Raw genomic sequence first — 24,410 nt, forward strand, 5'->3', positions numbered from 1 at the left:
GGCGGGATGTTCGGAGGCGTGTGGTGTCAGGTGAATCCACCCCTCACCCCAACCCTCTCCCCAAGGGGTAGAGGGGGCTGACCGAGGGGAATTTTGGATTTATTGCGACCTGGAAGTCGAAGTCGAACTCAGGTTTTGAAAGGCTTGAAGATCTGCCCCCTTTCCCCCTCTCCCCTATGGGGAGAGGGCTGGGGTGAGGGGTGGTTCTTGAATCCACCCCTAAATCTCAACGCTGTTTTAGTCGGTCGATCACCACCGCCAGCAACAAGATCGAACCCCGAATCACATACTGATAAAACGTATCGATATTCTTCAGGTTCATCGCATTCTCAATGATCGCCAGAATCAGTACCCCGGCAATCACATGCCGGATCATGCCGATCCCGCCGCTCAACGACACCCCGCCCAACACACACGCCGAGATCACCGTCAGCTCAAAACCCTGGCCAATCATCGGCTGACCGGACGTCATGCGCGAAGCCAGGATCACCCCGGCCAACGCCCCGATCAACCCGTGCACGGCGAAGATAATGATCTTGGTCCGGTCAACGTTCACCCCGGCCAGCAGCGCTGCTTCCTGGTTACCGCCGATGGCCATGGTGTTGCGCCCGTAGGTGGTGTAGTTCAGCAACCAGCCGAAAAACAGGAAGCAGACGATGGTGATCAGGATCGGCACCGGCACACCCAACAACTGGCCATTACCGAAGACGAAGAACTGCTCTTGCGACACGCCGACCGCTTTGCCGTTGGCGAAGATGTAAGCCAGGCCACGAACAATCTGCATGGTCGCCAGTGTGGTAATCAACGCATTGACCCGCAACTTCGCGATCACAATGCCGTTGATCAACCCGACGATCAGCCCCATGAACAGCGCCGCCACCACACCGAGAAACACGCTGTCGGTGTCGCGCATCACCACCGCCGCGACCACGCCGGCGCAGGCAATCACCGACCCCACCGACAAGTCGAAGTGCCCGGACGCCAGGCAATACAACATGGTGCAAGCGGCAATCCCCGTCGTCGAAATCGCCAGGCCCAGACCGCGCATGTTCAGCGGCGAAAGGAAGTTGTCGATCAGCAAGGTGCAGAGCACGAAGATCCCGACGGCCGCCAGCAGCATCACCCAGTCATCGAGAAAGCGCCGCAGGTCCAGAGGTTTGCGCAGGGTGGGTAAAGCGTTGTTTTGGATTGTCATAGTCACCTCTCAGTTCGCCACGCCGTCAGCGCGTTGGCGCGGCAAAGCCAGTTGCAGCAGGTTGGATTCATTGGCCTCTGCGCGAGACAACTCGCCGCGCATCGCGCCTTCGCAGAGCACCAGGATGCGGTCGGAAATACCCATCACTTCCATCAGGTCGCTGGAGACCACGATCACCGCGATGCCGCTGGCGGCCAGGTTGTGGATGATCTGGTAGATCTCGGCTTTGGCGCCGATGTCGATGCCGCGAGTCGGTTCGTCGAGCAACAGGACTTTCATCGGCATCGACAGCCAGCGACCGAGAATGGCCTTCTGCTGATTACCGCCGGACAGGTACATGATTTTCTGCGCCGCGTTGGGCGTCTTCACCTTCAGCGCCTTGATCTGCTTGTCGGCGTTGTCCTTCTCCCACAGGCCACGCAACAGGCAACCGAAGGTGGAATGGGCGCCGCGGGCGCTGATGTTGATGTTCTCGGCGACGCTGGCGAGCGGCAGGATGCCCTCTTTCTTGCGGTCCTCGGGGCACAGCAGAATCCCGGCGGCAATCGCATCGCGGGGTGAACGCAACTTCAGTTCATGACCGCGCAACTCCAGGCGCCCGACGGTATTGCGTTCAAGCCCACTGAGCATGCGGAACAGCTCGGTGCGACCGGCGCCGACCAAACCGAACAGCCCGAGAATCTCGCCTTTGTGCACCTCGAAACTCACCGACTCACGCAATCCCGGTCCCAGCAAACCGTCGACCTTGAGCGCCACCGCGCCACGCTGACGGTGGCGGTAATCGTAGATGTCCTGAATGTCGCGACCGACCATGCAGGTCACCAACTGATCATGAGTCAGCTCGCTCATGTCCTCGAACGTGCGCACAAAGCGACCGTCCTTGAACACCGTCACCGCGTTGCAGATGCGGAACACTTCTTCCATGCGGTGGGAGACGTAAAGCACCACTTTGCCTTCGTCGCGCAGGCGACCGATGATCGCCATCAAACGATCAATCTCCCGCGCCGACAGGCTGCTGGTCGGTTCGTCAAACGCGATCACATGCGCACCACGGGACAAGGCCTTGGCGATTTCCACCAATTGCCGCTGACCGAGGGACAGGCGCCCGACTTTCTCTTGCGGATCGATTTCATCGGCCAGGCCTTTGAGGCAGGCCAATGCCTGTTGCCGCAACGCGCCACGATTGATCAGACCAAAACTGGCCGGCAGATGGCCGAGGAACAGGTTCTCTGCCACGGTCATTTCCGGAACCAGGTGCAGCTCTTGATGAATCACGGCGACGCCACTGCCGATGCTGTCGGCGGTGGACTTGAAGACCCTCGTCTGCTCGCCGATCTGCAGGTCGCCGCTGCTCGGGGTGTAAGCCCCGCCGAGGATTTTCAGCAGGGTCGATTTGCCGGCGCCGTTCTCGCCCATCAAGGCGTGAACCTGCCCCGGATGAGCGACGAAGCTGATGCCATCCAGCGCCTTCACCCCGGGAAAGGTCTTGCCGATCCCGTTGAAGCGCAAGCTGCCGCCGGCAGTGTGTTGTTGTGTTGTTGTTTGCGCGTGCATAACCCACCTCTTCACACAGATCAGGCAGCCCCGTCGCCAGGGCCACCGATGAAATCAACCGTGCCTCAGTTCCAGAGGCCGATCTTTTCCAGTTCCTGCTTGAAGTTCTCGCGAGTGATCAGCGTTACGTCGTCCATCGCGGTGTACTTCGGCGGTTCTTTGCCGGTGGTGACCCACTCGTACATCATGCTGGCAGTGTTGTAGCCCTCGATGTGCGGGCTTGGCAGCATCGAGCCGAAGAAGCCGCTGTTGGCCTTCTTCAACTCGCCGATGGCGTCGGTGCCGTTGATGCCGATGCCGATCACATTGGCCGCGGCAAAACCGGCGCTTTCGGTGGCGCGCACGCCGCCCAGCACGGTGTTGTCGTTCATGCCGCCGATGATCAGGTTTTTCGCCGCGCTCGGCAGTTTCACCAGCGCCGAGTTGGTGGCGTCCATGCTGCCGGGTACGTCGAGGGTTTTCAGCGCCGAGAACAGAATGTGGTCTTTCGGCATGCCGGCGTCTTCCAGCGCTTTGACGGAACCGTCGGTGCGTTTCTTGCCGGTGTCGAGTTCGTTGAAGGTGTTGATCACCGCGTAGGTGTCTTTCCAGTCCCAGCCACGTTTCTTCGCTTCGGAGGCCATGGCGCTGCCTTGTTTCTGGCCGACTTCGAACGCGGCCATGCCGAGGTATGGAACGTGTTCCATGAACTGGCCGCTGGCATCGACGAAGCGGTCATCGACTGCGATGACTTTCAAACCGTTGAGCTTGGCTTTGGCCATGATCGCAGGTCCCAGGGCCACGTCTGGCGGGCAGATCACGAAGCCCTTGGCGCCGTTGGCGGCGAGGCTGTCGATGGCCGAGAGGGTTTTCTCGCCGTCCGGCACGGCGATCTTGATGACGGTGAAGCCCTTCTCTTTCCCGGCCTTTTCGGCAAATGCCCATTCGGTCTGGAACCAGGGCTCTTCCGCCTGCTTGACCAGAAAACCGATCTTCACTTCCTCGGCCGCCAGCAACGAACTGCTCAGGCTGACCGCGGTGACCGCCAAAGCGGCACAGCACAGGGAACGGATCCCACGACGACGATTCATAAGCTGACTCCTTGTTATTTTTTTTGAGCGTTATTTGAAAGCCAATCAAACTGTGCAGCTAATAGTCATATCGTATGATGATTGGATTTCAGGCGTAGTTCCGCGCCTGAAACCCGATTGACTCAGTCGTGGTACATGACCGAGCGACCGCCATCGATGGTGATGCACGAGGCATTGATGAACGGCGCTTCATCACTGGCCAGGAAAACAGCGGTCATGGCCACTTCGATCGGCTGGCCGATGCGACGTGGCGGGTGCAGATCGAAAGCGCGCTGACGTTCGGCATGCGGGTCGGCAAAACCGTTCCAGTAATCGACGTTCAGCTGGGTTTCGATGTAGCCCGGCGCGATGGCGTTGACGCGAATGCCCTTCGGCGCATATTCGATGCCCAAAGCGCGGGTCAGTCCGAGCAGGCCATGTTTGGCCACCGGGTACGGGAAGCAGCCGGGAATGATGTGAGTGGAGTGGGTCGAGGCGATGTTGATGATGCTGCCGATGCCCTGCTCGATCATCTGCGGCAGCACCGCTTTGCAGCCATACCAGGCGCCGTCCAGGTCGATGGCGAAGCAGCGACGCCAGTCTTCTTCGGTCATTTCCAGCGGATCGCGGAACACATTGACCCCGGCGCAGTTGACCAGCACATCGATACGACCGTGCAGCTCGATCGCCAGTCTGGCCATGGCGTGCAGGTCTTGCTGGTTGGAAACGTCAGCCTTGATTGCCTGAACGTCGAAGCCTTTGTCCCGCCAGTGGGCTGCGACTTTTTCGACTTTCTCACCCTGGATATCGCTGATGATCAGCTTGGCCTGCTGGGAAGCAAAGGTCGCGACAATCGCCTCGCCGATACCTTGAGCAGCACCGGTCAGCAGCACGACCTTGTTTTTCAGGCGCTCACCCTTCGGCGGTTCGGGCACCGGTGGCAAGGAAAGAGGTTCAGCCATGGATCAAGACTCCTTTTCGAAGGCACGACAAAAACCGGGCATCTGTCGATGTCCGGTCAAAAGGCTTTTTGGAAAATCGCTGCATCACTTCACCTGTTTTGTTTTTTTAAGTGTGAGTGCGTGTAACTGATGGAGCCGACTATAAACCCGACCACCAGATAATCTCAATATATAATTTTACATCCCATATTTTGGGATTTATCCAGCAAACCGAGTACAGGTTTTTCCGGGCACATCGACTCGAATCGACAGCAGCGCGCCGTCCAACGGATGGTTGAGCGGGCTCGCGGCGCTGGTGATGTAAAGGGTTTTCAGGTCTTCACCGCCGAATACGCAACTGGTGGGGCGGCTGATGGGCAGCTCGATCACGCGATCAACCTGTCCGTCCGGGGTCAGCCTGAGCAGACAGCTGCCATCCCAACGGGCGTTCCAGAGGTAACCTTCGGCATCCATCGCCGAGCCATCCGGCCCGCCGCGTTCATGCGGTCCGAACCAGACCCGGGCCGGGTCGAGGTTGCCGTCGGCGCGGATGAAGTACTGGTAGAGCGTGCTGTCGAGGCTGTCGGCGAAGTACACAGTGGTTGCGTCGTCGCTCCACAGCAACGTGTTAGGAATGCCCAACCCGCGAAGCAACGGCATGACCCGAGCATCGTGATCGATGCGAAACAAGCCACCGGAACGCCGCACGATGGGCACGTCCTCGCCCTGCTCGCCGATGTTGTTCTGCATGGTGCCGAGCCAGAGCCGGCCCTGAGCATCGCAGCGGGCTTCATTGGCGCGATTGCCGGGTTGCGGATCGGCGACGCAGAGCAAAGTCAGTCGCGGCTCCAGGCCGGGGGAATCCAGATCGAGTCGATACACGCCGCTGTTCAACGTCACCAGTGCATCGCCGCTTTCGCAAGGAATGAAGGCAGACACGTGCTCGGGCATCTGCCAGATCTGCACATTGGCGCCAATCAGCCGCAGCGCCTGTTGACCGGCGATATCAACCCAGTACAGCGCCTGGGTCGGCGCGTCCCAGAACGGGCCTTCACCCAGTCGTGCCCGGTGCTCGGTAACCGCAGTCCACGTCATGAAACCTCCTGCTTTCTTATTGTTGTCAGCTGGCCTTCTTGTCGGCCATGACTTGCGGGTAGAAGCGCTTGATGGCCAGGTCAGCGTTATCGATCAGGGTCATGCAGGCCCAAACACCCCGCGCGGCATCCCGGGCGGCGATGGCCTCGGCCATGTCTTTGTGAATCGGTAGCGTGCGGCGCAGTTCGTCCGGGTCGGCGGCGGACACTTCGAACGACACCGCCAGCAGCGCGCCGAGGGCCGGCACCATTTGTTCGATGAATTGATTGTGGCTGGCAGCGAGGATGCACTCGTGGAAGAACTGGTCGGCGCGGTTGTAATCGACGCCGCTGTCCACTGCCCGCTCCAATGCGTTGTAAGCCTGGAGGATGGCGTGAACCTGTTCGACGGTAGCGCGCTCGCAAGCCCAGCGTACGGCCATTGGTTCGATGGTGCGGCGCAGGTCGAGCAAGTCGTCGACGAAGTTTTCCGGCAAGCCGCTGCGCGACAGCCAGCCTACGACTTGCGGATCGAAGAGGTTCCAGCGGCGCACCGGCAAAACCCGCGTGCCGACTTTGGGCCCGACTTCGAGCATGCCCTTGGCGACCAGGGTTTTGATGGCTTCGCGGATAACGGTGCGACTGACACCGAGTTGCTCACCCAGGTCGGCTTCGACCTTGAGCGTCTCACCTGGCTTGACCTGCCCCGTGGCGATCCAGCAACCCAGCCAATCGACCGTCGATGCATGAAAACTGCTGGACATGGACACCTCGATTCAGGGACGGCACAAAGCCGTTCGCGATAGGTGTCTACGCTAATCATCATACGATTGGGTGTCAATTTGATTTTTTAGAGCCAACACAAAACAAATGTGGGAGCGATTAGGGCTCAAGCCCGATGGGAAAGAACTCGCCAGCGCTCCACACGCCTAACCAGCGCTGCCCGTCGATCTCGCGGGTGACGGCCAGCTCCACCAGTTGGTAGAACACGTTGCGGTGGATCAGGGCTTCAAGGTTGGTGCGCACATGCACGTAGGGCGCAGGTTCTTGCGTGACCGGATCGATCACCACGCGCATGGGGTGTTCGGGGCCGGCCTCGGCGGTCTCGTCAACATTGGTGGTAAAGCGCAAGACCTGGGTTTCACCCTCGCCTTCGACCTCCACGGCAATCGCCACGAAGGGTGCATCGTCGACCTTGATGCCAACCTTCTCGACCGGGGTGATGAGGAAGTAATCGTCACCATCGCGACGAATGATGGTGGAGAACAGCTTGACCATCGGCTTGCGCCCGATCGGCGTGCCCAGGTAATACCAGGTACCGTCACGGGCGATACGCATGTCGATGTCGCCGCAGAAGTCGGGGTTCCACAAGTGAACCGGCGGCAAGCCTTTGGTTTTGGGGATTTGCCCCAACAGATCGTTGGCTTTTTGCGGGCCACTCATGGCGTTCTCCTTTTGAATTACTGGTCGCTGAGCCCCAGCAGGCTGCGCGCGTATTGTTCCAGCGGCGGGCCCATCAGGTCTTCTGGCTTTTTGTCGTGGAACGTCAGTAAACCGCCACGACTCTTGATGCGTGCAGTATCAATCAAATACTGGGTGCTGGTCTCGATCAACATGATCTGAATCACGCCGCCATCGATACCGAGGCGATCCAGGGCTTCCTGATCGAGCCACTCGTCGAAGTTGCCGATACGGTCATCAGACTTGGCGAACCGGGTATAGAGCAGGTAATGGGCTCCGGCGGCACGGGCTTCGCCCATGGCTTGATCAAGACCTTCCGGGGCACGGGCGCGGCGGACCATGGGGAAGTATTCGACAAAACCATCGAAGGCGACTTCGGCAATCACGTTAGGTCGTGGGTAGAGAGCACTGCCTGGCGGTACAAAGGCGCCCTGGGCGATATAGACGAATGAGTCCGGTTGAATGCGCAGGTTATTCACACGGCGGCTGTCGCTATGGTCGAGCAACCCCACGTCGCTCATGTGGTAGCGAGTCCCTTCAGCCAGATCGCTGACATTCATGCAGCCACCAAGCGCCAAAACGGCCAGCAGCAAAACCAGGCTACGCATCCTACCCTCCAGAGGCCGGTGACGGAAAACCGGCGAATGGCCATGGGATGCAGCTTCCGCGCCAGCTCGGGAGAGGCATGGCTTTTGTAGCAGCTGCCGAAGGCTGCGTTCGGCTGCGCAGCAGTCGTAAAACCTGAACGCGCGGTCTTACTGAAACACCGCATCGCCTGATTTCACGACTGCTTCGCAGCCGAACGCAGCCTCGCAGGCTCGGCAGCTGCTACAGGGATCGTGTTTAGCCGCCGATGATTTTCATGATGGTCGCGCCACCGGAAAATGCCACTTCCTGTTTATCGCCCAAGGCTTTCACCAAGAGTCTCTGCAAGGCGGGCAACGCTTGATGGCGGGGCTTGTCCAGCAGGTCACCGACATAGTGGCGGTTGCTCGACGACAGGCAGCCGTGCAGCCAGCCCGTGGAGGACAGACGCAGCCGCGAACAGGTGCGGCAGAAAGGAACGCTTTCGTTGGCGATAACCCCGAAGTAGCCCTGCCCCGGAATCTGGTAACGCACGGCGGTGGCGTCTACCGGCGCATCGGCCTGAAGGTATTCGTACCGCTCGCCGATCAGGCTGAGCAACTGCTGCAGGCTGACAAACTGTTGCAGGAAAGCATTGGAGTCGCTGGCCAGGTGACCCATGCGCATCAACTCGATGAAGCGAAGCTCATAGCCGCGTTCCAGACAGTAATCGAGGAGTGGCATCACTTGATCGAGGTTCTGCCCACGCAACGGCACCATATTGACCTTGATCTTCAGGCCGGCGGCGCTGGCTTGATCCATACCGTCGAGCACCGTCGCCAGATCGCCGCCACGGGCAATGCCGCGAAAGGCGCTGGCATCCAGGGTATCGAGGGAAACGTTGATGCGACGAATGCCGGCATCCACCAGCAGTGGCAGCTTCTTCGCCAGCAGCTGACCGTTGGTGGTCAGGCTGATGTCCGCCAGGCCCATCTGCCCGACGGCAGTCATGAAGGTTTCGAGTTTGGGGCTGACCAGCGGCTCGCCGCCGGTGATACGCAAACGCTCAATGCCGGCGGCTTCAATCAGATAGGCCACGCCACGCGCCATGGCCTCGGCCGACAATTCATCCTGCGCAGCCACCAACCGTTTGCCGTTGGGCACGCAGTAGGTACAAGCGTAATTGCAGGCTGAAGTCAGACTGATTCGCAAATTGCGAAAACGCCTGCCTTGACGGTCAACGATCATGGACTACTCCGGCGGAAGAATATTCGGACCGCTAAAACTTGACTCACAAATCAAGTTTTAGCAAGTCCTATGCCTGAGTATATTCCTGCGGTACTGCGCCACGTAGCGAAATAATGGCGCAATAAGGCAACTGAATGGTTCAGCTGCTCGGAGTGTCGGTATCGCGCTTGCGCTTGTTGCCCATGCGCACGCCGATGTCCATCAGGAACTGGAAGAAGCCTTCCTGATCTTCCAGCACATTGCTCCAGAACGGCGAGTGATACAGCGCCACGGCGCCATGCACCAGCGCCCAGGATGCGCAGTAATGGAAATAAGGCGGTACGTCTTCAAGCTTGCCTTCGCTGATCCGGCCTTTGATGAGCAGGGTCAGGCGTTCGAAGTTCGAGGCGCGAATCTTGTGCAGCTCCTCGACCATCTCCGGCACCTGATTGCCCTTGACCACCTTCTCTTCCAGGCGATCGAACAACCGATAGCGTTGAGGGTCGCGCATGCGGAATTCGAAGTAGGCCCGGGACAGGGCTTCCTTGTCCTTGTCGACATCGGCCGAATGCAACAGCTCATTCAAATCGCGCTCGTAATCGAGCATCAGGCGCAGATAGATCTCGGCCTTGGATTTGAAGTGCTTGTAGATCGTGCCTTTGCCGATACCGACGGCATCAGCAATCATCTCGACGGTGACACTGTCTTCACCTTGGTCGAGGAACAGCTTGAGCGCGGTATCGAGAATTTCTTGCTCGCGGCGACGAAACTCACGGACCTTACGAGGTTCTTTATGCATAAGAAAAGGTCTGTTGGGGGTCAAAATTCGAAGCCGCGTATTATGCCTAACTTGCGCAAAAATGCACGGATCATCCGACCATATATGTGTTTCTTGATGAATTCCGGCAGCTTCGCAGATTAATGAGAACTCAACCGAAGCGCCCGTATTCCAAATTTGTTTAAAAACCGGGGCCGGTAAACTGGACTCGGCGCAATACTGATCAATACTTCAAATGTCGGCGGGACATCTCCCCCAAGTGTTGCGCCGATATAGGTACCAACGGACCGCGTGCCTTTGTTTTACTCCTAATGGTCTTAACCCGGATTCACCCCCCAGAACCCGGGTTTTTTTTGCCTGCGATTTAACCTTTCACATGCGCCAGAGGAAACAGTCGCTTGAAATTCTCGGTGGTTTGCTCGGCAAACCGCTCGTAGGGCTCACCTCGCAACATTGCCAGAAATTCCGCTACGTCGCGCACGTACTGCGGCAGGTTTGGCTTGCCGCGATGAGGGATCGGCGCCAGGTAAGGCGAGTCGGTTTCCACCAGCAATCGATCAGCCGGCACTTTACTGGCCACGTCACGCAGAGCGTCGGCATTGCGGAAAGTGACAATCCCGGACAAGGAAATGTAATACCCCATGTCCAGCGCCGCTTTGGCCATGTCCCAGTCTTCGGTGAAACAATGCAACACGCCAGCCTGGGGCAGCGCAGCTTCACGCAGGAGGTTCAACGTATCGGCGCGGGCACCACGGGTATGAATGATCACCGGTTTGCCTGTCTGCTGCGCCGCTTGCAGATGCAGGCGAAACGACGCCTGCTGCAACTCCGCGGCTTCCGGCTCGTAGTGGTAATCCAGACCGGTTTCACCGATCGCCACAACGCGCGGGTGGTTGAGCTCGCGCAACAGCCAATCAAGTGCTGGCGCGGCGCCCGGTTGCACGTCCAGCGGATGCACACCAACCGAACAGTCGACGTCGTCGTAACGTTCGGCCAGGGCTTTGACGTCGGCGGCGTTCTCGACGCTGACACCGATACACAGAAAGTGCCCTACCCCGCGCAGACGGGCCGCATCAAGTGCAGCATCCAGAGAGCCGTCGTGGGCGGCGAGGTCGAGGCGGTCAAGGTGGCAATGGGAATCTACGAGCATAAAAGGGCTGCAACTTACATCGTATGAGTGGGACGGTCGGACTTCAGGGCTCCGGCCAGATGGGTTTCGATTCGAATGCGCGCGGTATTATCGCCATCGTTGAATTGTACGCCGACCCCGGCGGCCCGGTTGCCCTGCGCACCTTTGGGGGTGATCCAGGTGACTTTGCCGGCGACCGGAATTTTTTCCGGCTCGTCCATCAGGTTCAGTAGCATGAATACCTCATCGCCCAACTTGTAGCTCTTGTTGGTCGGGATAAACAGGCCACCGTTCTTGATGAACGGCATGTAGGCCGCGTACAGCACGGACTTGTCCTTGATCGTCAGGGACAAAATGCCGTTGCGCGGTCCCGGATTGACGAGTTCATTCATGCTGACCTCCGTTGCTGATGCTCAGAGTCTAGGCACAGACGCTCACTTCTGGGTAGGCAAACCCACCCATTGCACCAACAGCGCCTCCAGCAACAACACCCGATTGAGGTTGGCTTTGCTCATCACTTTCTGGCGCTGGGCGAGAATCCAGTCCTGAATATTCAGGACTTTGTCCTGGCCGGCTTTCTGCGCCAGGTACTGAATCACCTTGCGCATGTCCGTCAGCCCCAGGCCTTCTTCGTCCTGAGTCAACTGATAGCGCAGGATCAGGCTCGACCAGTCGCAGAACCAGTCGAACAACAGCAACAGCGGAATCGCATTCCAGCCTTCGGCCAGTTGCGTCGGTGACTGTTGCTGCTTGAGCAACTTCTTCACGCCATCGACTACCAGCGCCCGCTGCTCACGCACGCCCTGGGCCTGCAAGTTGACGGCGGCCAGTGGCGAACCGGCGGCCAGGGTCAGCAACTCGATACGCTCTTCTTCCGCGCAGTCCGGCAAAGCCTTCGCCAGCCATGCAAGACACATGGCTTCGCTCGGCAAAGGACAAGCCTGCTGCACGCAGCGGCTCTTGATGGTCGGCAACAGACGACTGGTCTGGTGGCTGACCAACAGCAAAACGGTATCGCCGGAAGGTTCTTCCAGGCTTTTGAGCAAGGCGTTGGCGGCGTTGATGTTCATCGACTCGACCGGCTCGATCAGCACCACTTTGCGGCCGCCCATCTGCGCGGTCTGAACCACGAAGCTGACCAGATCACGAACCTGATCGACCTTGATCGCCTTATCGGCTTCTTCCGGTTCCAGAATGTAGTTGTCAGGGTGACTACCAGCCTTGAGCAACAGACAGGATTTGCATTCGCCGCAAGCATCGTGGGCGGCGCTCGGACGCTGGCACAACAAACTGGCCATCAAGCGCTCGGCCAGCGCGCGCTTGCCGATCCCGGCCGGGCCATGCAGCAGATAGGCGTGAGCATGTTGCTTGCGACCGGCCAAATGCTGCCAGAGACTGTCCTGCCACGGATAGGCTTCAGCCACGGGTCAACTCCAGCAGGCGCGGCAACAAGGCATCCAGTGACTGCTGAACCTGCGCCAACGGCTGGGCGGCATCGACCAGGACATAACGCGCAGGATCCGCTTCAGCACGCTTGAGGAAAGCACTGCGCACCGCATCAAAAAAGGTTCGGCCTTCGAGTTCGAAGCGATCCAGACGACCACGAGCGCTGGCGCGGGCCAGGCCCACTTCCACCGGCAGATCGAAAATCAACGTCAGGTCCGGGCGCAGATCGCCCTGGACGAAGGCTTCCAGGGTCGCAATGCGCTCCAGCGACAGGCCGCGACCGCCACCCTGATAGGCGTAGGTCGAATCGGTAAAGCGATCACACAGGACCACCGCACCGCGGGCCAGTGCTGGGCGAATCACCTCGGCCAGATGCTGGGCTCGCGCGGCGAACACCAACAGCAACTCGGTGTCGGGGTTCATGACTTCGTCAACCGGCGCCAGCAGCACTTCGCGGATCCGCTCGGCCAAGGGCGTGCCGCCTGGTTCGCGAGTCAGCACGACCTCGATACCCGCGGCGCGCAAGCGCTCGGCCAGGTATTCGCGATTGGTGCTCTTGCCGGCCCCTTCCGGGCCTTCCAGGGTAATAAACAAGCCAGTCACAGGCAGTCCTTAGTCAGAGTCATTGCGGGCTTTGCGGCGCGGTTGCATCCGGTTCGGGCGCGGGTGCGGCTGCGGGTTCTTGAGCGGGTTCTGGAGCAGGCGCCGGCGGGGTCTCTTGAGGCTGCACCGGCGACGATTCCTGCACCGGATCCTGCGGCGACACTTGCGGCAAAGCCTCGGGGGCTGTGTCGGGCGAAGCAGCCGGAATCGGTGCCTGCTGATCCGTCGCCTCTGGTGCCGTAGCCGGCGCAGGGCTGGAGCGGTAGTCAGCACGGCGCTTGATCTGGAACTCACGCACAGCGTTATTGTGCGCGTCCAGATCATCGGAGAACACGTGGCTGCCATCACCCCGAGCAACAAAATAGAGGCTATTGCCAGCCACCGGATTCAGCGCTGCATGAATCGCTTCGCGGCCGACCATGGCAATCGGGGTCGGCGGCAGTCCCGAAATCATGTAGGTGTTGTACGGCGTCGCTTCCTTGAGATGGGCGCGAGTCAATTTGCCGTTGTAACGATCACCAAGGCCGTAGATCACGGTCGGATCAGTCTGCAACAACATGCCCATTTCCATGCGCCGTACAAACACGCCTGCGATTTGCCCGCGCTCCTGCGGCACGCCGGTTTCCTTCTCCACCAGCGAGGCCATGATCAGCGCCTGATAGGGTTCGGTGTACGGCACATCAGCGGCGCGCTGGCTCCACTCCTTGGCCAGGACTTCGTCGAGGCGGTCGTAGGCTTTTTTCAGCAGCTCGACATCGGTCATGCCGCGCACGAAGCGATAGGTGTCGGGGAAGAATCGCCCTTCCGGAAAAATCCCGGTGTGGCCGAGTTTGTCCATCACCTCGCTATCACTCAAACCGTCGAGGGTCTTTTCGAGTTTTTCATCCTTGGCCAGAGCAGCGCGGACCTGATGAAAATTCCAGCCCTCGACCAGGGTCAAGCTGTACTGAACCATTTCCCCGCGTTTCCACAGGTCAATCAGGCCTTCGACGGTCATGCCGGGCTGCATGCGGTACTCGCCCTTGTGCAACGGTTGTTTGGCGAGATTGAAGCGCCAATACACCCGCAGCCAGAAAGCATCCTTGATGACACCATCGGCTTCGAGTCGATAGAAGGTGCGGGTCGGTGTCGTGCCTTTGGGCACTTCCAGCAGCTCTTCCTGAGTGATGTTCAGCGGCTGTTCCAGCGCCGAATGGATTTTCCAGGCGCAAGTGCCCAGACACAGCCCTGCCAGAACCAATCCGGTTTCCAGCAGCAGCAAGAATTTACGTCTCACGTATCAAGCATCCAGTAGCGCGCGGGCAATGTTTTGGAGTTTACGGGTGAGCGGACCAACCGGCCAGCTCAGTGCGGCATAGGCGCGCACCGGCCAAACGCCATACACGCTGTTGCAGACAAAGACTTCATCAGCCCATTGCAGCTGATCGAGGGTGATGTCGATGATTTGCGTGGGGATCCCCAATGACTCGGCTTGAAACAATAATTCGGCACGCATCACGCCGGCCACGCCGCAGCGCTTCAAATCAGCCGTGATCAGCACACCATCGCGGATCAGGAACAGATTGCTGAACACGCCTTCAATGACGCGCCCGGCCTGATCGAGCATCAAGCCTTCGGCATGATCGGTATCTTGCCATTCGGAGCGGGCGATAACCTGTTCAAGACGGTTGAGGTGTTTGAGTCCGGCGAGCAGAGGCTGCTTGGAAAGCCGCGTTGCACAGGGGAACAGGCGAACGCCCTGCTCCGCATTGGCAGCAGGATAAACCGCAGGAGGGTTGCCCAGCATGATGCGACGCGCCTGAGCCGAAGGATCGGGCGCATAACCGCGCCCGCTTTCGCCACGCGTGACGACGAGTTTGAGCACACCTTCGCCCAACGCTTGGGCATAGGTCAGTAACTCAGTGCACACAGCCGCATGGTCGAGGTTAATTGCCAACCGCTGGCAACCTTTGACCAAACGCACCAGATGCCGATCCAGCAAAACCGGAGCGCCGTTGCGCACGGCAATGGTCTCGAACAGACCATCACCGTAAGCCAGGCCGCGATCCTTCAGCGACAAAGCGTCAGCCGGCTGACCGTCGACCCAGCTGTCCATCAGTCAGCGAACCGGCGGAACACCAGCGAGCCGTTGGTGCCGCCAAACCCGAAGGAGTTGGACAACACCACATCGATATCCATATTGCGCGCGGTATGCGGTACGAAATCGAGGTCGCAACCTTCGTCCGGCTCATCAAGGTTGATGGTCGGCGGCGCTACCTGGCTGTTGATCGCCAGCACACTGAAGATCGCCTCGACCGCGCCCGCCGCACCCAGCAGGTGACCGGTCATGGACTTGGTCGAACTGACCGCCAGCTTGTAAGCGTGATCGCCGAACACCGACTTGATCGCACAGGCTTCGGCAAGGTCGCCGGCCGACGTCGAGGTGCCATGGGCATTGACGTACTGAACCTGATCGCCATTGATTTTGGCATCGCGCAGCGCATTGGTGATGCAACGTGCAGCACCCGCACCATCAGCCGGTGGCGACGTCATGTGGTAGGCATCGCCACTGGTGCCAAAGCCGATCAGCTCGGCGTAGATCGTCGCACCACGAGCCTTGGCGTGCTCCAGTTCTTCCAGAACCAGAGCGCCGGCGCCGTCGGACAGCACGAAGCCATCCCGGCCCTTGTCCCATGGACGGCTGGCGCGGGTCGGTTCGTCGTTGCGGGTCGACAGTGCGCGGGAGGCACCGAAGCCACCCATGCCCAGACCGCAAGCCGCCATTTCAGCACCGCCGGCAATCATCACGTCGGCTTCGTCGTACATGATGTTGCGTGCCGCCATGCCAATGCAGTGCGTACCGGTGGTACACGCGGTGGCGATGGCATAGTTAGGTCCCTGTGCGCCCAGATGGATGGACAGGAAACCGGAAATCATATTGATGATCGAGCCAGGCACGAAAAACGGAGAAATCCGTCGTGGGCCAGAATCATGCAGCGTGCGGCTGGTTTCTTCGATATTGGTCAGTCCGCCAATACCCGAACCCATGGCCACGCCGATGCGCTCACGGTTGGCGTCGGTGACTTCCAGACCGGCGTTACGAACTGCCTGAAAACCTGCGGCCAGACCGTACTGAATAAACAGGTCGAGCTTGCGAGCTTCCTTGACCGACAGGTATTCCTCGACATTGAAGCCCTTTACCGAGCCGCCAAAACGGGTGGAATAGGCAGAAAGGTCGGTGTGTTCGATCAGACCAATGCCACTGCGGCCAGCCAGAATGCCCTGCCAACTGCTCGGCACATCCGTGCCCAGTGGCGACAACATACCCATACCGGTGACTACGACGCGTCTACGCGACACAGCACTCTCCTTTTTCAAATGACGACTTTGCATCAGGCCTAAAGAAAAAACCGCACGCCGTGATGGCAGTGCGGTTTTTCCATGACAGCAAGCAACGATTACAAGCTATTAAGCCTGGTGGTTAGTAACGTAATCGATTGCGGCTTGTACAGTAGTGATCTTCTCAGCTTCTTCGTCAGGGATTTCGGTCTCGAATTCCTCTTCCAGAGCCATCACCAGCTCAACGGTGTCAAGGGAGTCGGCACCCAGGTCTTCAACGAAGGAAGCAGTGTTGACCACTTCTTCTTCTTTAACGCCCAGTTGCTCAGCAACGATTTTCTTGACGCGCTCTTCGATGGTGCTCATACCTTGTTTTCACTCCTAATGGACAAATTCAGGCAGCTGGCCAGTGGGTAAGTGTATAGAAAGACTTTTCAGTTTTTCAACTGAAAGCTTCACTCCTCAAACCCGACGACCCTCTGCCTATTAAATAGATTGCAGCTTTATAACGGATTTTAGACAGCTCGTATGACATTTTTTTGAAGCGATCCGTCACATTTAACTCATGTACATCCCGCCGTTCACCGGGATTGTAGCCCCAGTAACGTAAGCCGCACCGTCGGATGCAAGAAAAGCGACCACAGACGCGATCTCTTGAGCTTGTCCCAGACGGCCCAGCGGAATCTGCGTCTGCAAGGCTTCACGCTGTGCCTCGGGCAGTTCGCGGGTCATATCGGTGTCGATGAACCCAGGGGCCACCGAGTTTACCGTAATCGAACGCGAACCGACTTCACGCGCCAGTGAACGGCTGAAACCTTCCAGACCGGCCTTGGCGGCTGCGTAGTTTACTTGGCCTGCGTTGCCCATGGCACCCACAACCGAGCCAATACTGATAATTCGTCCCCAACGAGCTTTGGTCATACCGCGCAAAACGCCCTTGGACAGGCGGAACAGACTGTTCAGGTTGGTATCGACGACGTCATGCCATTCGTCATTTTTCATGCGCATCATCAGATTATCGCGGGTGATGCCGGCATTATTGACCAGGATCGCCGGCGCACCGAACTGCGATGTAATGCTCGCCAGTACTGCAGCAACGGATTCGTCGCTGGTGACATTGAGTTCCAGGCCAGTGCCTTGAATCCCGCTTTCCTTCAGAGTAGCGGCAATGCGCTCGGCACCCGAGGCAGATGTCGCGGTGCCGATAACGATGGCGCCCTGACGACCCAGTTCCAGGGCGATAGCCTGGCCGATACCGCGGCTCGCGCCAGTGACCAGTGCAACTTTACCTTGCAGACTCATGCAGGCTTCTCCTGATTCAGGCCAACGCTGCGCGAGCGGCAGCGAAGGCGTCGGGGGTATTGAGGTTGGATGTCGACACGCCTTCGGCGCAACGCTTGTTCAGGCCAGCCAGCACTTTACCCGGGCCGCATTCGACCAACTGGGTAGCACCTTTGGCGGCCAGCGCCTGAACCGATTCGACCCAGCGCACAGGCTTGTAGAGCTGCTCAAGCAGATCGCGCTTGAGGGTTTCCAGATCGGCCGGCACAGTGGCGCTGACGTTCTGAACCACCGGGATCTGCGGCGCCTGCCAGTCGATCGCTGCGATCGACTCGGCGAAACGCTCGGCCGCCGGACGCATCAGCTCGCAATGGGACGGCACGCTGACCGGCAACGGCATGGCGCGCTTGGCACCACGGGCCTTGCAGCCTTCAATGGCGCGCTCGACCGCTGCCTTGGCACCGGCGATGACCACCTGGCCAGGGGAGTTGAAGTTGACCGCACTGACCACTTCGCCTTGCGCCGCTTCGGCACAGGCTGCCAGCACATCAGCATCGTCCAGACCGAGAATGGCGGCCATGCCACCTTGCCCGGCCGGAACGGCTTCCTGCATCAACTGACCACGGCGCTCAACCAGCTTCACCGCGTCACCCAGGCTCAGACTGCCCGCGGCAACCAGAGCGCTGTATTCGCCCAGGCTGTGACCGGCAACATACGCCGGACGCGCGCCGCCTTCAGCCAGCCACAGACGCCACAAGGCAATCGAGGCGGTCAGAATGGCCGGCTGGGTTTTATCGGTTTGATTGAGTTGTTCTTCCGGCCCTTGCTGGGTCAGTGCCCACAGGTCGTAACCCAGAGCATCGGAAGCTTCTTTGAATGTTTCGAGGACAACCGGATGTTGCGCGCCCAACTCGGCCAGCATGCCGAGGGACTGCGAACCCTGTCCCGGAAAGACGAATGCGAGGGAAGCAGACATGTAACAAGCCCCTAATGATCTTGTCGTCGGAGAATTGACGTCCCGCTTGGGGGACGCAAGAAACTGACAGTTGGATGGCAAATTGAACTGAGCGGTCACATTTAAGCATTGTCCGACGAAAACGCCTAAAGCAACAAATCTTCCAGGCGACCGTGAATGCGTTCCGGCAGATTTTCCTGGATCTCGATCAAGGCGCGCTGAATCGCACTCTGGAAGCCCTGAACCCCCGCCGAACCATGGCTTTTCACCACAATTCCCTGCAAACCAAGGAAACTTGCGCCGTTATGTCGCGCAGGCGCCAGATCGGCTTGCAAGCGCTTCATCAGCGGCAATGCCAAAGCACCGACCACTTTCGATGCGAGGTTTTTCTTGAACAAGGCTTCGATGCGCCCGGCAATCATGGTCGCCAGGCCTTCGCTGGATTTGAGCAGGATATTGCCGACAAAACCGTCACACACCACCACATCCGCCTCGCCACGGTACACACCGTCACCTTCGACAAAACCGATGTAATTGATGCCGCGAGCACTCTGCAACAAGGTGGCCGCCAGCTTGACCTGCTGATTGCCCTTGATGTCCTCAGTACCAATGTTCAGCAGCGCCACTCGCGGACGAACGATGCCCAGCGTTTCCGCCGCCACCGACCCCATCACGGCGAACTGCAACAAGTGCTCGGCGCTGCAATCGACATTGGCGCCCAGGTCGAGCAACTGGCAATAACCCTTCTGCGTCGGAATCGCCGCCACCATCGCCGGCCGATCAATGCCCGGCAAGGTCTTGAGCACGAAGCGCGACAACGCCATCAGCGCACCGGTATTGCCGGCGCTGACACAAGCCTGGACCTTGCCATCGCGCAGCAACTCCAGCGCCACGCGCATCGACGAGTCGGGCTTTCCGCGCAGGGCCTGTGCAGGCTTTTCGTCCATGGTGATGACTTCGGACGCCGGAGCAATCGACAGGCGCGAGCGATCCACAGCCGATTGGCCAGAGAGCAGTTCTTCAAGAAGGGAGGGTTGACCGACGAGAGTCAGGTGCAGCGAGGGCGTAGCAGACAGGCAAGCAAGGCTGGCCTGAACAATGCTGCGGGGACCGAAGTCCCCGCCCATTGCGTCAATCGCGATGACTTGAGCAGACAAGTGATTACTCGTCAGCGCCCTTGTCGATCACTTTACGGCCACGGTATACGCCTTCTGGCGATACGTGGTGACGCAGGTGAATTTCACCGGTGGTTTTTTCTACAGACAGAGTGCTTGCCGTCAGGGCGTCGTGCGAACGACGCATGTCACGGGCAGAGCGGGATTTTTTGTTCTGCTGAACAGCCATAATTGATTAACTCCTAAACGTTTGGGTCACGCTTTAACTGCGCCAATACACTGAACGGGTTGGACCGCGTTACCTCGTCCTCGCTCGGTTCGGGCTCATCGAGACCCGCCGGCTGCTGGCATTCTTCCGGATGATGAGCAGGCACAATGGGCAAGGCGAGCAGAAGCTCCTCCTCGATCAGTGACTGCAGATCCAAAGGATCTTCGCCCAGTTCCAGCACGTCATAACCTTTCGGCAACGACTGGGTATTCGCACCCTCCTTCACCACAGCATAACTGCATTCGCTATGGATCGGCAGGGTGACCAGCTCAAGACAACGCTGGCAAACCATTTTGACTTCGGTGTCAATAAAGCTGTGAATTACCACAGATTTACGTTCATCTCGTTCAAAAACGAATTTAGCCTGCACCGTACCGACAGTGTCGGAAAGCGGGTCGCAGAGTCTCTCCAAATCGGCCAGCAGCAGTTCACCTTGAAGGGTGGTGCCACGATCAGCCAATTTGCGCGGGTCAACGTGAGGTGGAATCGGGTCATTCAACATAGGCGCAGCATTATAGGGATGCCCCCAGCCATGTCAAAGGAAATTCAGCCCTGTCCGTCACTTGCAAGCCTCCGCTAGAATTCGCGCCTGTCTTCTGGAGATGCGCATGCTGCCTTTATTACTCGCTTCAAGCTCGGTTTATCGCCGGGAATTGCTGGCCCGCTTGCAGCTGCCGTTTACCTGCAGCTCGCCGGATATCGACGAAAGCCATCGTCCGGGCGAGTCCGCCATCGAGCTGGTCAAGCGCCTCGCCGAGGAAAAAGCACGTGCACTGGCCAGCAGTCATTCCGCTCATCTGATCATCGGCTCCGATCAGGTTGCGGTGCTTGGCGAACGGATTATCGGCAAACCACACACCTTCGAAAAGGCCCGCGAACAATTGCTGGCTTCGAGCGGTGCCAGCGTGACCTTCCTCACCGGCCTCGCCCTGCTCAACAGCCAGACTGGTGAATGCCAGGTCGACTGCGTGCCGTTCACTGTACACATGCGCTCGCTCGATCAGGCGCGCATCGAACGCTACCTGCGCACCGAACAGCCCTACGACTGCGCTGGCAGCTTCAAAGCCGAAGGTTTGGGGGTGAGCCTGTTTCAAAGCACCGAAGGCCCTGACGCCACCAGCCTGATCGGCCTGCCATTGATTCGCCTGGTGGACATGTTGCTGGCCGAAGGCGTGCAGATACCTTAAAGGTCAAAAGATCGCGCCTCGTTTCACTCGACAGCTCCTACAAGGGATACGCATTTCAATGTAGGAGCTGTCGAGTGAAACGAGGCTGCGATCTTTTGACTCAAAAAAAACCGGCAAAAGCCGGTTTTTTTATGTGACAGGAGAATCAGCGCAACGAAGACCCCTGGAAGCCCATCCACATCGCCAGATGCTCAGCCACGCTGGCACCGAGTTTTTTCGAGAAGCGATCGAATGGCGATTCTTGAACAGTGAAGTCCACCAACTCTTTCTCGCCGATCACGTCACGCGCCACCGAACTGGCATTCCCCAGGCCATCGATCAGGCCCAACGGCAGTGCCTGCTCGCCCGACCAGACCAACCCGGAGAACAACTCCGGATGTTCCTTGTCCTTGAGACGGTCGCCACGACCTTTCTTGACGCTGCTGATGAATTGCTGATGAGTGGTATCGAGCACGCCCTGCCAGAACTGAGTTTCTTCAGGCTTTTGCGGCTGGAACGGGTCAAGGAACGATTTGTGCTCGCCAGAAGTGTAAGTGCGACGCTCGACACCCAGCTTCTCCATTGTCCCGACAAAGCCATAACCAGCCGCCGTCACACCAATGGAACCCACCAGGCTCGCCTTGTCGGCGTAGATCTGATCCGCCGCACTGGCGATGTAATAAGCACCGGAAGCGCCCAAATCAGAGATCACCGCGTAAAGCTTGGTGTCCGGATGCAGGCCACGCAAACGGCGGATCTCGTCATAGACGTAACCCGACTGCACCGGACTGCCGCCCGGACTATTGATTCGCAGGACGACACCTTTGACCTTCTTGTCCTCGAACGCTGCACGCAGGCTGCCGACGATATTGTCAGCGCTGGCTGGCTCCTTGTCGGCGATCATGCCGGTCACGTCGATCAGCGCGGTGTAGTTACCACTGAGGGTGGCAGCTTTTTCCATGTCCATCAGCGGCGTGAACAGGATCAACGCGCCAAGCAGGTACACAAAGGTCAGCAGCTTGAAGAAAATCCCCCAGCGACGGGACCGGCGCTGCTCCTGCACGCTGGCCAGCAGGGTTTTTTCCAGCAGCTTCCAGCTTTTCTCGTCACCGCTCTCTGCGCTCGCCTTGGCGGGCGCCTTCCATTCGTCGGTCATGACATCTACCCCAGCAAAAATCCATTAAGCCCGCTGACTCAGCCAGGCATGCAATTCTGAAAAACGATCAATGGCCAGTGCCGGCTCGAATAATTTCAACGCTTCGATCGATTGCGCACCATAGCTGACGGCCACCGAATCCATGCCCGCGTTGCGCGCCATCTGCAAGTCAAAGGACGAATCGCCCACCATCAGCGCCTGCTCCGGGCGAACCTCGCAGTGAGCGAGGATCTGCTCGAGCATTAGCGGATGGGGTTTGCTGGCGGTTTCGTCGGCCGCGCGGGTGATATCGAAATAATCTTCCCAGCCGTGCGATTTCAGCACCCGATCCAGCCCGCGACGAGCCTTGCCGGTCGCGACCGCCAAGTGATAACCCTCAGCACGAAACGCTTCCATCGACTCGACCACACCCTCGAACAACGGCGAAGGAACAGCTTCTGAGGCGATGTAGTGATCAGCATAGTGCTGACGGAAGGCTACCAATTCGTCGTCGCCGATTTCCGGATACAACGTGCGAATCGCTTCCGGCAAGCCCAGACCGATGATGCCCTTGACGGCAAAATCATCACGCAACTGAAATCCGGATCGCTCGGACGCAACATGCATCGACTCGACAATCCGACCAATGGAGTCGGCGAGAGTGCCGTCCCAATCGAAAATCAGCAGCTTGTAATCAGATGGGCGCACTCAATCGCTCCACGGTTTTGGCCCACATCTCGTCGACCGGCGCCTGCAACTTCAGCTCACCACCATCCGGCAGCGGCACGGTCAGCATGTAGGCGTGCAGGAACAGGCGCTTGCCGCCCAGGTCACGAATCTCTTTGCTGAAGCCTTCATCGCCGTACTTGGTATCGCCGGCGATGCAATGCCCGGCGTGCAAGGTGTGGACGCGGATCTGGTGAGTCCGGCCGGTGATCGGCTTGGCTTCGATCAGGGTGGCAAAGTCGCCAAAACGACGCAGGACCTTGAACACGGTCACGGACTCCTTGCCCTCCTCCTCATCGACCTCGACCATACGCTCGCCGGAGCGCAGGTTGCTCTTGCCGAGCGACGCTCGGACTTGCTTGATCGAGGCCGCCCAGTTGCCGCGAACCAGCGCCATGTAGCGCTTATCGACGCCATCACCGCGCAGTGCCGCGTGCAAGTGACGCAGCATGCTGCGCTTCTTGGCGATCATCAACAGGCCGGAGGTATCACGGTCGAGACGGTGAACCAGTTCGAGCTCTTTGCAATCGGGACGCAACTGACGAAAGGCTTCGATCACCCCGTAAGTCAGGCCGCTGCCACCGTGAACCGCGATGCCGCAAGGCTTGTTGATCACGATCAACGCCTTGTCTTCGAAGACAATCGAGGCTTCGAGGCGCTGCAGCAGGCCTTGGGCCAGCGGCACGGGTTCGTCGCGCTCGGGCACGCGAACCGGCGGCACGCGCACGATATCGCCCGCCTGCAGCTTGTATTCGGGCTTGATCCGACCTTTGTTCACTCGCACTTCGCCTTTGCGCAAAATGCGGTAAATCAAGGTCTTGGGCACGCCTTTGAGCCGAGCGAGAAGGAAGTTATCAATACGTTGGCCGGCATATTCCGGCGAGACCTCCAGCAGTTGTACGGCTGGGGTCGAAGGGGCAGTAGTCGTCATGGCGCGGATGATAACAATTTTTTATGGAATTGAAGCACTTAATCATTGCTGCTATAGTCGCGAACGCCGCCAAAAGTGGCCTGGACAGCGGACTAACGGTCAAAAACCGGCCCTGACCAACGCAATTCACGAGGACGAGAGGCCGTCCTACGGGGCTTTCGCTACGAAACGGTAGAGTTTGCAGTTGTAACGAGCGCAGGTGACATGAGGCCTGAAGCATGCCGCAAAGCAGAGTTTTCACTCGCCTTGCGAGCAAATATTCACGGCCAGTTCACAAAGTGCAGTCAGCTACGAACAACCCCGAGCGAACGCTTCGGAAACAACGCCTAAATTAGCCATGATGCGTGACCTCCCCTTTCGGAGCTCACGGTAAATGCCAACCCGCTGCGGATTCTGCGCGCGGCAGCACCCGAATTATCAGGGATACGTGTAGGGTGGAGATGCACAACCGCTGGACTGTGTAGCAATAGGCTTTATCAAGACGCTTCATCTCGT

At 58.8% G+C, this 24,410-nt stretch carries 27 protein-coding genes; 1 reads left to right on the forward strand and 26 read right to left on the reverse strand.

Annotated features, from left to right (window positions below):
• Nucleotides 1–226: 226 nt before the first annotated feature.
• The 23 genes from araH to ACSQ87_RS23945 all read right to left on the reverse strand — a co-directional run bounded on the left by araH (nt 227) and on the right by ACSQ87_RS23945 (nt 20,459).
• Nucleotides 227–1,195: an L-arabinose ABC transporter permease AraH gene (araH, locus tag ACSQ87_RS23835; protein WP_223431892.1), complete on the reverse strand. Its 969-nt coding sequence runs from the start codon at nt 1,193–1,195 to the stop codon at nt 227–229.
• A 9-nt stretch (nt 1,196–1,204) separates the two neighbouring features.
• Nucleotides 1,205–2,749: an L-arabinose ABC transporter ATP-binding protein AraG gene (gene araG, locus ACSQ87_RS23840; RefSeq protein ID WP_436274514.1), complete on the reverse strand. Its 1,545-nt coding sequence runs from the start codon at nt 2,747–2,749 to the stop codon at nt 1,205–1,207.
• A 65-nt stretch (nt 2,750–2,814) separates the two neighbouring features.
• Nucleotides 2,815–3,819, reverse strand: coding sequence for a substrate-binding domain-containing protein (locus tag ACSQ87_RS23845; protein ID WP_223431894.1), 1,005 nt, complete (start codon nt 3,817–3,819; stop codon nt 2,815–2,817).
• Between the two features lie 122 nt (nt 3,820–3,941).
• On the reverse strand, nt 3,942–4,760 hold the full coding sequence (locus ACSQ87_RS23850) for an SDR family oxidoreductase (protein WP_008152305.1): 819 nt from the start codon (nt 4,758–4,760) through the stop codon (nt 3,942–3,944).
• A 198-nt stretch (nt 4,761–4,958) separates the two neighbouring features.
• Nucleotides 4,959–5,834 (reverse strand): SMP-30/gluconolactonase/LRE family protein, encoded by an 876-nt coding sequence (locus ACSQ87_RS23855; RefSeq protein ID WP_223431895.1) that lies wholly within the window; start codon nt 5,832–5,834, stop codon nt 4,959–4,961.
• A gap of 25 nt (nt 5,835–5,859) precedes the next feature.
• Nucleotides 5,860–6,576, reverse strand: coding sequence for a FadR/GntR family transcriptional regulator (locus ACSQ87_RS23860; protein ID WP_046049087.1), 717 nt, complete (start codon nt 6,574–6,576; stop codon nt 5,860–5,862).
• Between the two features lie 118 nt (nt 6,577–6,694).
• Nucleotides 6,695–7,255, reverse strand: a complete 561-nt coding sequence (locus ACSQ87_RS23865; protein ID WP_046056103.1) for a DUF1285 domain-containing protein — start codon at nt 7,253–7,255, stop codon at nt 6,695–6,697.
• A gap of 17 nt (nt 7,256–7,272) precedes the next feature.
• Nucleotides 7,273–7,881, reverse strand: a complete 609-nt coding sequence (locus ACSQ87_RS23870) for a DUF4823 domain-containing protein (RefSeq protein WP_223431897.1) — start codon at nt 7,879–7,881, stop codon at nt 7,273–7,275.
• 235 nt (nt 7,882–8,116) lie between these two features.
• Complete coding sequence (locus ACSQ87_RS23875; protein ID WP_436274515.1) at nt 8,117–9,085, reverse strand: GTP 3',8-cyclase MoaA; 969 nt, start codon at nt 9,083–9,085, stop codon at nt 8,117–8,119.
• 139 nt (nt 9,086–9,224) lie between these two features.
• Nucleotides 9,225–9,863: a TetR/AcrR family transcriptional regulator gene (locus ACSQ87_RS23880; protein WP_008152317.1), complete on the reverse strand. Its 639-nt coding sequence runs from the start codon at nt 9,861–9,863 to the stop codon at nt 9,225–9,227.
• Nucleotides 9,864–10,206: 343 nt separating this feature from the next.
• Nucleotides 10,207–10,992 (reverse strand): TatD family hydrolase, encoded by a 786-nt coding sequence (locus tag ACSQ87_RS23885; RefSeq protein WP_074878970.1) that lies wholly within the window; start codon nt 10,990–10,992, stop codon nt 10,207–10,209.
• A 14-nt stretch (nt 10,993–11,006) separates the two neighbouring features.
• Nucleotides 11,007–11,363, reverse strand: a complete 357-nt coding sequence (locus ACSQ87_RS23890; RefSeq protein ID WP_223431898.1) for a PilZ domain-containing protein — start codon at nt 11,361–11,363, stop codon at nt 11,007–11,009.
• A gap of 42 nt (nt 11,364–11,405) precedes the next feature.
• On the reverse strand, nt 11,406–12,395 hold the full coding sequence (locus ACSQ87_RS23895) for a DNA polymerase III subunit delta' (protein ID WP_436274516.1): 990 nt from the start codon (nt 12,393–12,395) through the stop codon (nt 11,406–11,408).
• The gene (gene tmk / locus ACSQ87_RS23900; RefSeq protein ID WP_123364800.1) at nt 12,388–13,020 is read right to left on the reverse strand and encodes a dTMP kinase; all 633 of its coding nucleotides are present in this window, start codon (nt 13,018–13,020) and stop codon (nt 12,388–12,390) included. Before tmk ends, ACSQ87_RS23895 begins: the two co-directional genes overlap by 8 nt.
• A gap of 19 nt (nt 13,021–13,039) precedes the next feature.
• The gene (gene mltG, locus ACSQ87_RS23905) at nt 13,040–14,296 is read right to left on the reverse strand and encodes an endolytic transglycosylase MltG (RefSeq protein WP_150657052.1); all 1,257 of its coding nucleotides are present in this window, start codon (nt 14,294–14,296) and stop codon (nt 13,040–13,042) included.
• Nucleotides 14,297–14,299: 3 nt separating this feature from the next.
• Nucleotides 14,300–15,115, reverse strand: a complete 816-nt coding sequence (gene pabC, locus ACSQ87_RS23910) for an aminodeoxychorismate lyase (RefSeq protein WP_223431900.1) — start codon at nt 15,113–15,115, stop codon at nt 14,300–14,302.
• On the reverse strand, nt 15,115–16,359 hold the full coding sequence (gene fabF / locus ACSQ87_RS23915; RefSeq protein WP_095132060.1) for a beta-ketoacyl-ACP synthase II: 1,245 nt from the start codon (nt 16,357–16,359) through the stop codon (nt 15,115–15,117). Before fabF ends, pabC begins: the two co-directional genes overlap by 1 nt.
• A 108-nt stretch (nt 16,360–16,467) precedes the next feature.
• The gene (gene acpP, locus ACSQ87_RS23920) at nt 16,468–16,704 is read right to left on the reverse strand and encodes an acyl carrier protein (RefSeq protein ID WP_003442511.1); all 237 of its coding nucleotides are present in this window, start codon (nt 16,702–16,704) and stop codon (nt 16,468–16,470) included.
• A gap of 192 nt (nt 16,705–16,896) precedes the next feature.
• Nucleotides 16,897–17,640, reverse strand: coding sequence for a 3-oxoacyl-ACP reductase FabG (gene fabG / locus ACSQ87_RS23925; RefSeq protein WP_129437450.1), 744 nt, complete (start codon nt 17,638–17,640; stop codon nt 16,897–16,899).
• A gap of 16 nt (nt 17,641–17,656) precedes the next feature.
• Nucleotides 17,657–18,595, reverse strand: a complete 939-nt coding sequence (fabD, locus tag ACSQ87_RS23930; RefSeq protein ID WP_008152335.1) for an ACP S-malonyltransferase — start codon at nt 18,593–18,595, stop codon at nt 17,657–17,659.
• Nucleotides 18,596–18,720: 125 nt separating this feature from the next.
• Nucleotides 18,721–19,731: a phosphate acyltransferase PlsX gene (gene plsX, locus ACSQ87_RS23935; protein WP_082459097.1), complete on the reverse strand. Its 1,011-nt coding sequence runs from the start codon at nt 19,729–19,731 to the stop codon at nt 18,721–18,723.
• Between the two features lie 4 nt (nt 19,732–19,735).
• A complete protein-coding gene (gene rpmF / locus ACSQ87_RS23940; RefSeq protein ID WP_008152339.1) occupies nt 19,736–19,918 on the reverse strand; it encodes a 50S ribosomal protein L32 in 183 nt (60 codons plus the stop codon).
• 13 nt (nt 19,919–19,931) lie between these two features.
• A complete protein-coding gene (locus ACSQ87_RS23945) occupies nt 19,932–20,459 on the reverse strand; it encodes a YceD family protein (RefSeq protein WP_004371317.1) in 528 nt (175 codons plus the stop codon).
• Nucleotides 20,460–20,565: 106 nt separating this feature from the next.
• On the opposite strand from ACSQ87_RS23945, the gene ACSQ87_RS23950 reads away from it, so the two are divergent.
• Nucleotides 20,566–21,144, forward strand: a complete 579-nt coding sequence (locus ACSQ87_RS23950) for a Maf family protein (RefSeq protein WP_223431902.1) — start codon at nt 20,566–20,568, stop codon at nt 21,142–21,144.
• A gap of 145 nt (nt 21,145–21,289) precedes the next feature.
• Here the strand turns inward: ACSQ87_RS23950 and sppA are convergent, their stop codons facing one another.
• From sppA to rluC, 3 genes are read right to left on the reverse strand one after another with little or no spacing between them, the layout of a single operon-like run.
• Entirely contained in the window at nt 21,290–22,279 is a 990-nt protein-coding gene (sppA, locus tag ACSQ87_RS23955) for a signal peptide peptidase SppA (protein ID WP_436274517.1), read from the reverse strand.
• 24 nt (nt 22,280–22,303) lie between these two features.
• Complete coding sequence (locus ACSQ87_RS23960) at nt 22,304–22,966, reverse strand: HAD-IA family hydrolase (RefSeq protein WP_150657058.1); 663 nt, start codon at nt 22,964–22,966, stop codon at nt 22,304–22,306.
• The gene (gene rluC / locus ACSQ87_RS23965; protein ID WP_436274518.1) at nt 22,953–23,915 is read right to left on the reverse strand and encodes a 23S rRNA pseudouridine(955/2504/2580) synthase RluC; all 963 of its coding nucleotides are present in this window, start codon (nt 23,913–23,915) and stop codon (nt 22,953–22,955) included. The genes ACSQ87_RS23960 and rluC overlap by 14 nt, the downstream gene beginning before the upstream one ends.
• Nucleotides 23,916–24,410: the final 495 nt, after the last annotated feature.

The organism is Pseudomonas sp. LjRoot277 (genome assembly GCF_964253845.1).
GTDB lineage: Bacteria > Pseudomonadota > Gammaproteobacteria > Pseudomonadales > Pseudomonadaceae > Aquipseudomonas.

Bases quoted from the DNA above. Each gene is read 5' to 3' on its own strand.
- ACSQ87_RS23855 (WP_223431895.1), bottom strand. From the start codon at position 5,834: ATGACGTGGACTGCGGTTACCGAGCACCGGGCACGACTGGGTGAAGGC.
- acpP (WP_003442511.1), bottom strand. From the start codon at position 16,704: ATGAGCACCATCGAAGAGCGCGTCAAGAAAATCGTTGCTGAGCAACTG.
- fabD (WP_008152335.1), bottom strand. From the start codon at position 18,595: ATGTCTGCTTCCCTCGCATTCGTCTTTCCGGGACAGGGTTCGCAGTCC.
- fabG (WP_129437450.1), bottom strand. From the start codon at position 17,640: ATGAGTCTGCAAGGTAAAGTTGCACTGGTCACTGGCGCGAGCCGCGGT.
- rluC (WP_436274518.1), bottom strand. From the start codon at position 23,915: ATGACGACTACTGCCCCTTCGACCCCAGCCGTACAACTGCTGGAGGTC.
- ACSQ87_RS23870 (WP_223431897.1), bottom strand. From the start codon at position 7,881: ATGCGTAGCCTGGTTTTGCTGCTGGCCGTTTTGGCGCTTGGTGGCTGC.
- ACSQ87_RS23875 (WP_436274515.1), bottom strand. From the start codon at position 9,085: ATGATCGTTGACCGTCAAGGCAGGCGTTTTCGCAATTTGCGAATCAGT.
- ACSQ87_RS23950 (WP_223431902.1), top strand. From the start codon at position 20,566: ATGCTGCCTTTATTACTCGCTTCAAGCTCGGTTTATCGCCGGGAATTG.
- ACSQ87_RS23880 (WP_008152317.1), bottom strand. From the start codon at position 9,863: ATGCATAAAGAACCTCGTAAGGTCCGTGAGTTTCGTCGCCGCGAGCAA.
- ACSQ87_RS23865 (WP_046056103.1), bottom strand. From the start codon at position 7,255: ATGAGTGGCCCGCAAAAAGCCAACGATCTGTTGGGGCAAATCCCCAAA.
- araG (WP_436274514.1), bottom strand. From the start codon at position 2,749: ATGCACGCGCAAACAACAACACAACAACACACTGCCGGCGGCAGCTTG.
- ACSQ87_RS23845 (WP_223431894.1), bottom strand. From the start codon at position 3,819: ATGAATCGTCGTCGTGGGATCCGTTCCCTGTGCTGTGCCGCTTTGGCG.
- araH (WP_223431892.1), bottom strand. From the start codon at position 1,195: ATGACAATCCAAAACAACGCTTTACCCACCCTGCGCAAACCTCTGGAC.
- ACSQ87_RS23860 (WP_046049087.1), bottom strand. From the start codon at position 6,576: ATGTCCAGCAGTTTTCATGCATCGACGGTCGATTGGCTGGGTTGCTGG.
- ACSQ87_RS23885 (WP_074878970.1), bottom strand. From the start codon at position 10,992: ATGCTCGTAGATTCCCATTGCCACCTTGACCGCCTCGACCTCGCCGCC.
- rpmF (WP_008152339.1), bottom strand. From the start codon at position 19,918: ATGGCTGTTCAGCAGAACAAAAAATCCCGCTCTGCCCGTGACATGCGT.
- ACSQ87_RS23945 (WP_004371317.1), bottom strand. From the start codon at position 20,459: ATGTTGAATGACCCGATTCCACCTCACGTTGACCCGCGCAAATTGGCT.
- ACSQ87_RS23850 (WP_008152305.1), bottom strand. From the start codon at position 4,760: ATGGCTGAACCTCTTTCCTTGCCACCGGTGCCCGAACCGCCGAAGGGT.
- ACSQ87_RS23890 (WP_223431898.1), bottom strand. From the start codon at position 11,363: ATGAATGAACTCGTCAATCCGGGACCGCGCAACGGCATTTTGTCCCTG.
- pabC (WP_223431900.1), bottom strand. From the start codon at position 15,115: ATGGACAGCTGGGTCGACGGTCAGCCGGCTGACGCTTTGTCGCTGAAG.
- sppA (WP_436274517.1), bottom strand. From the start codon at position 22,279: ATGACCGACGAATGGAAGGCGCCCGCCAAGGCGAGCGCAGAGAGCGGT.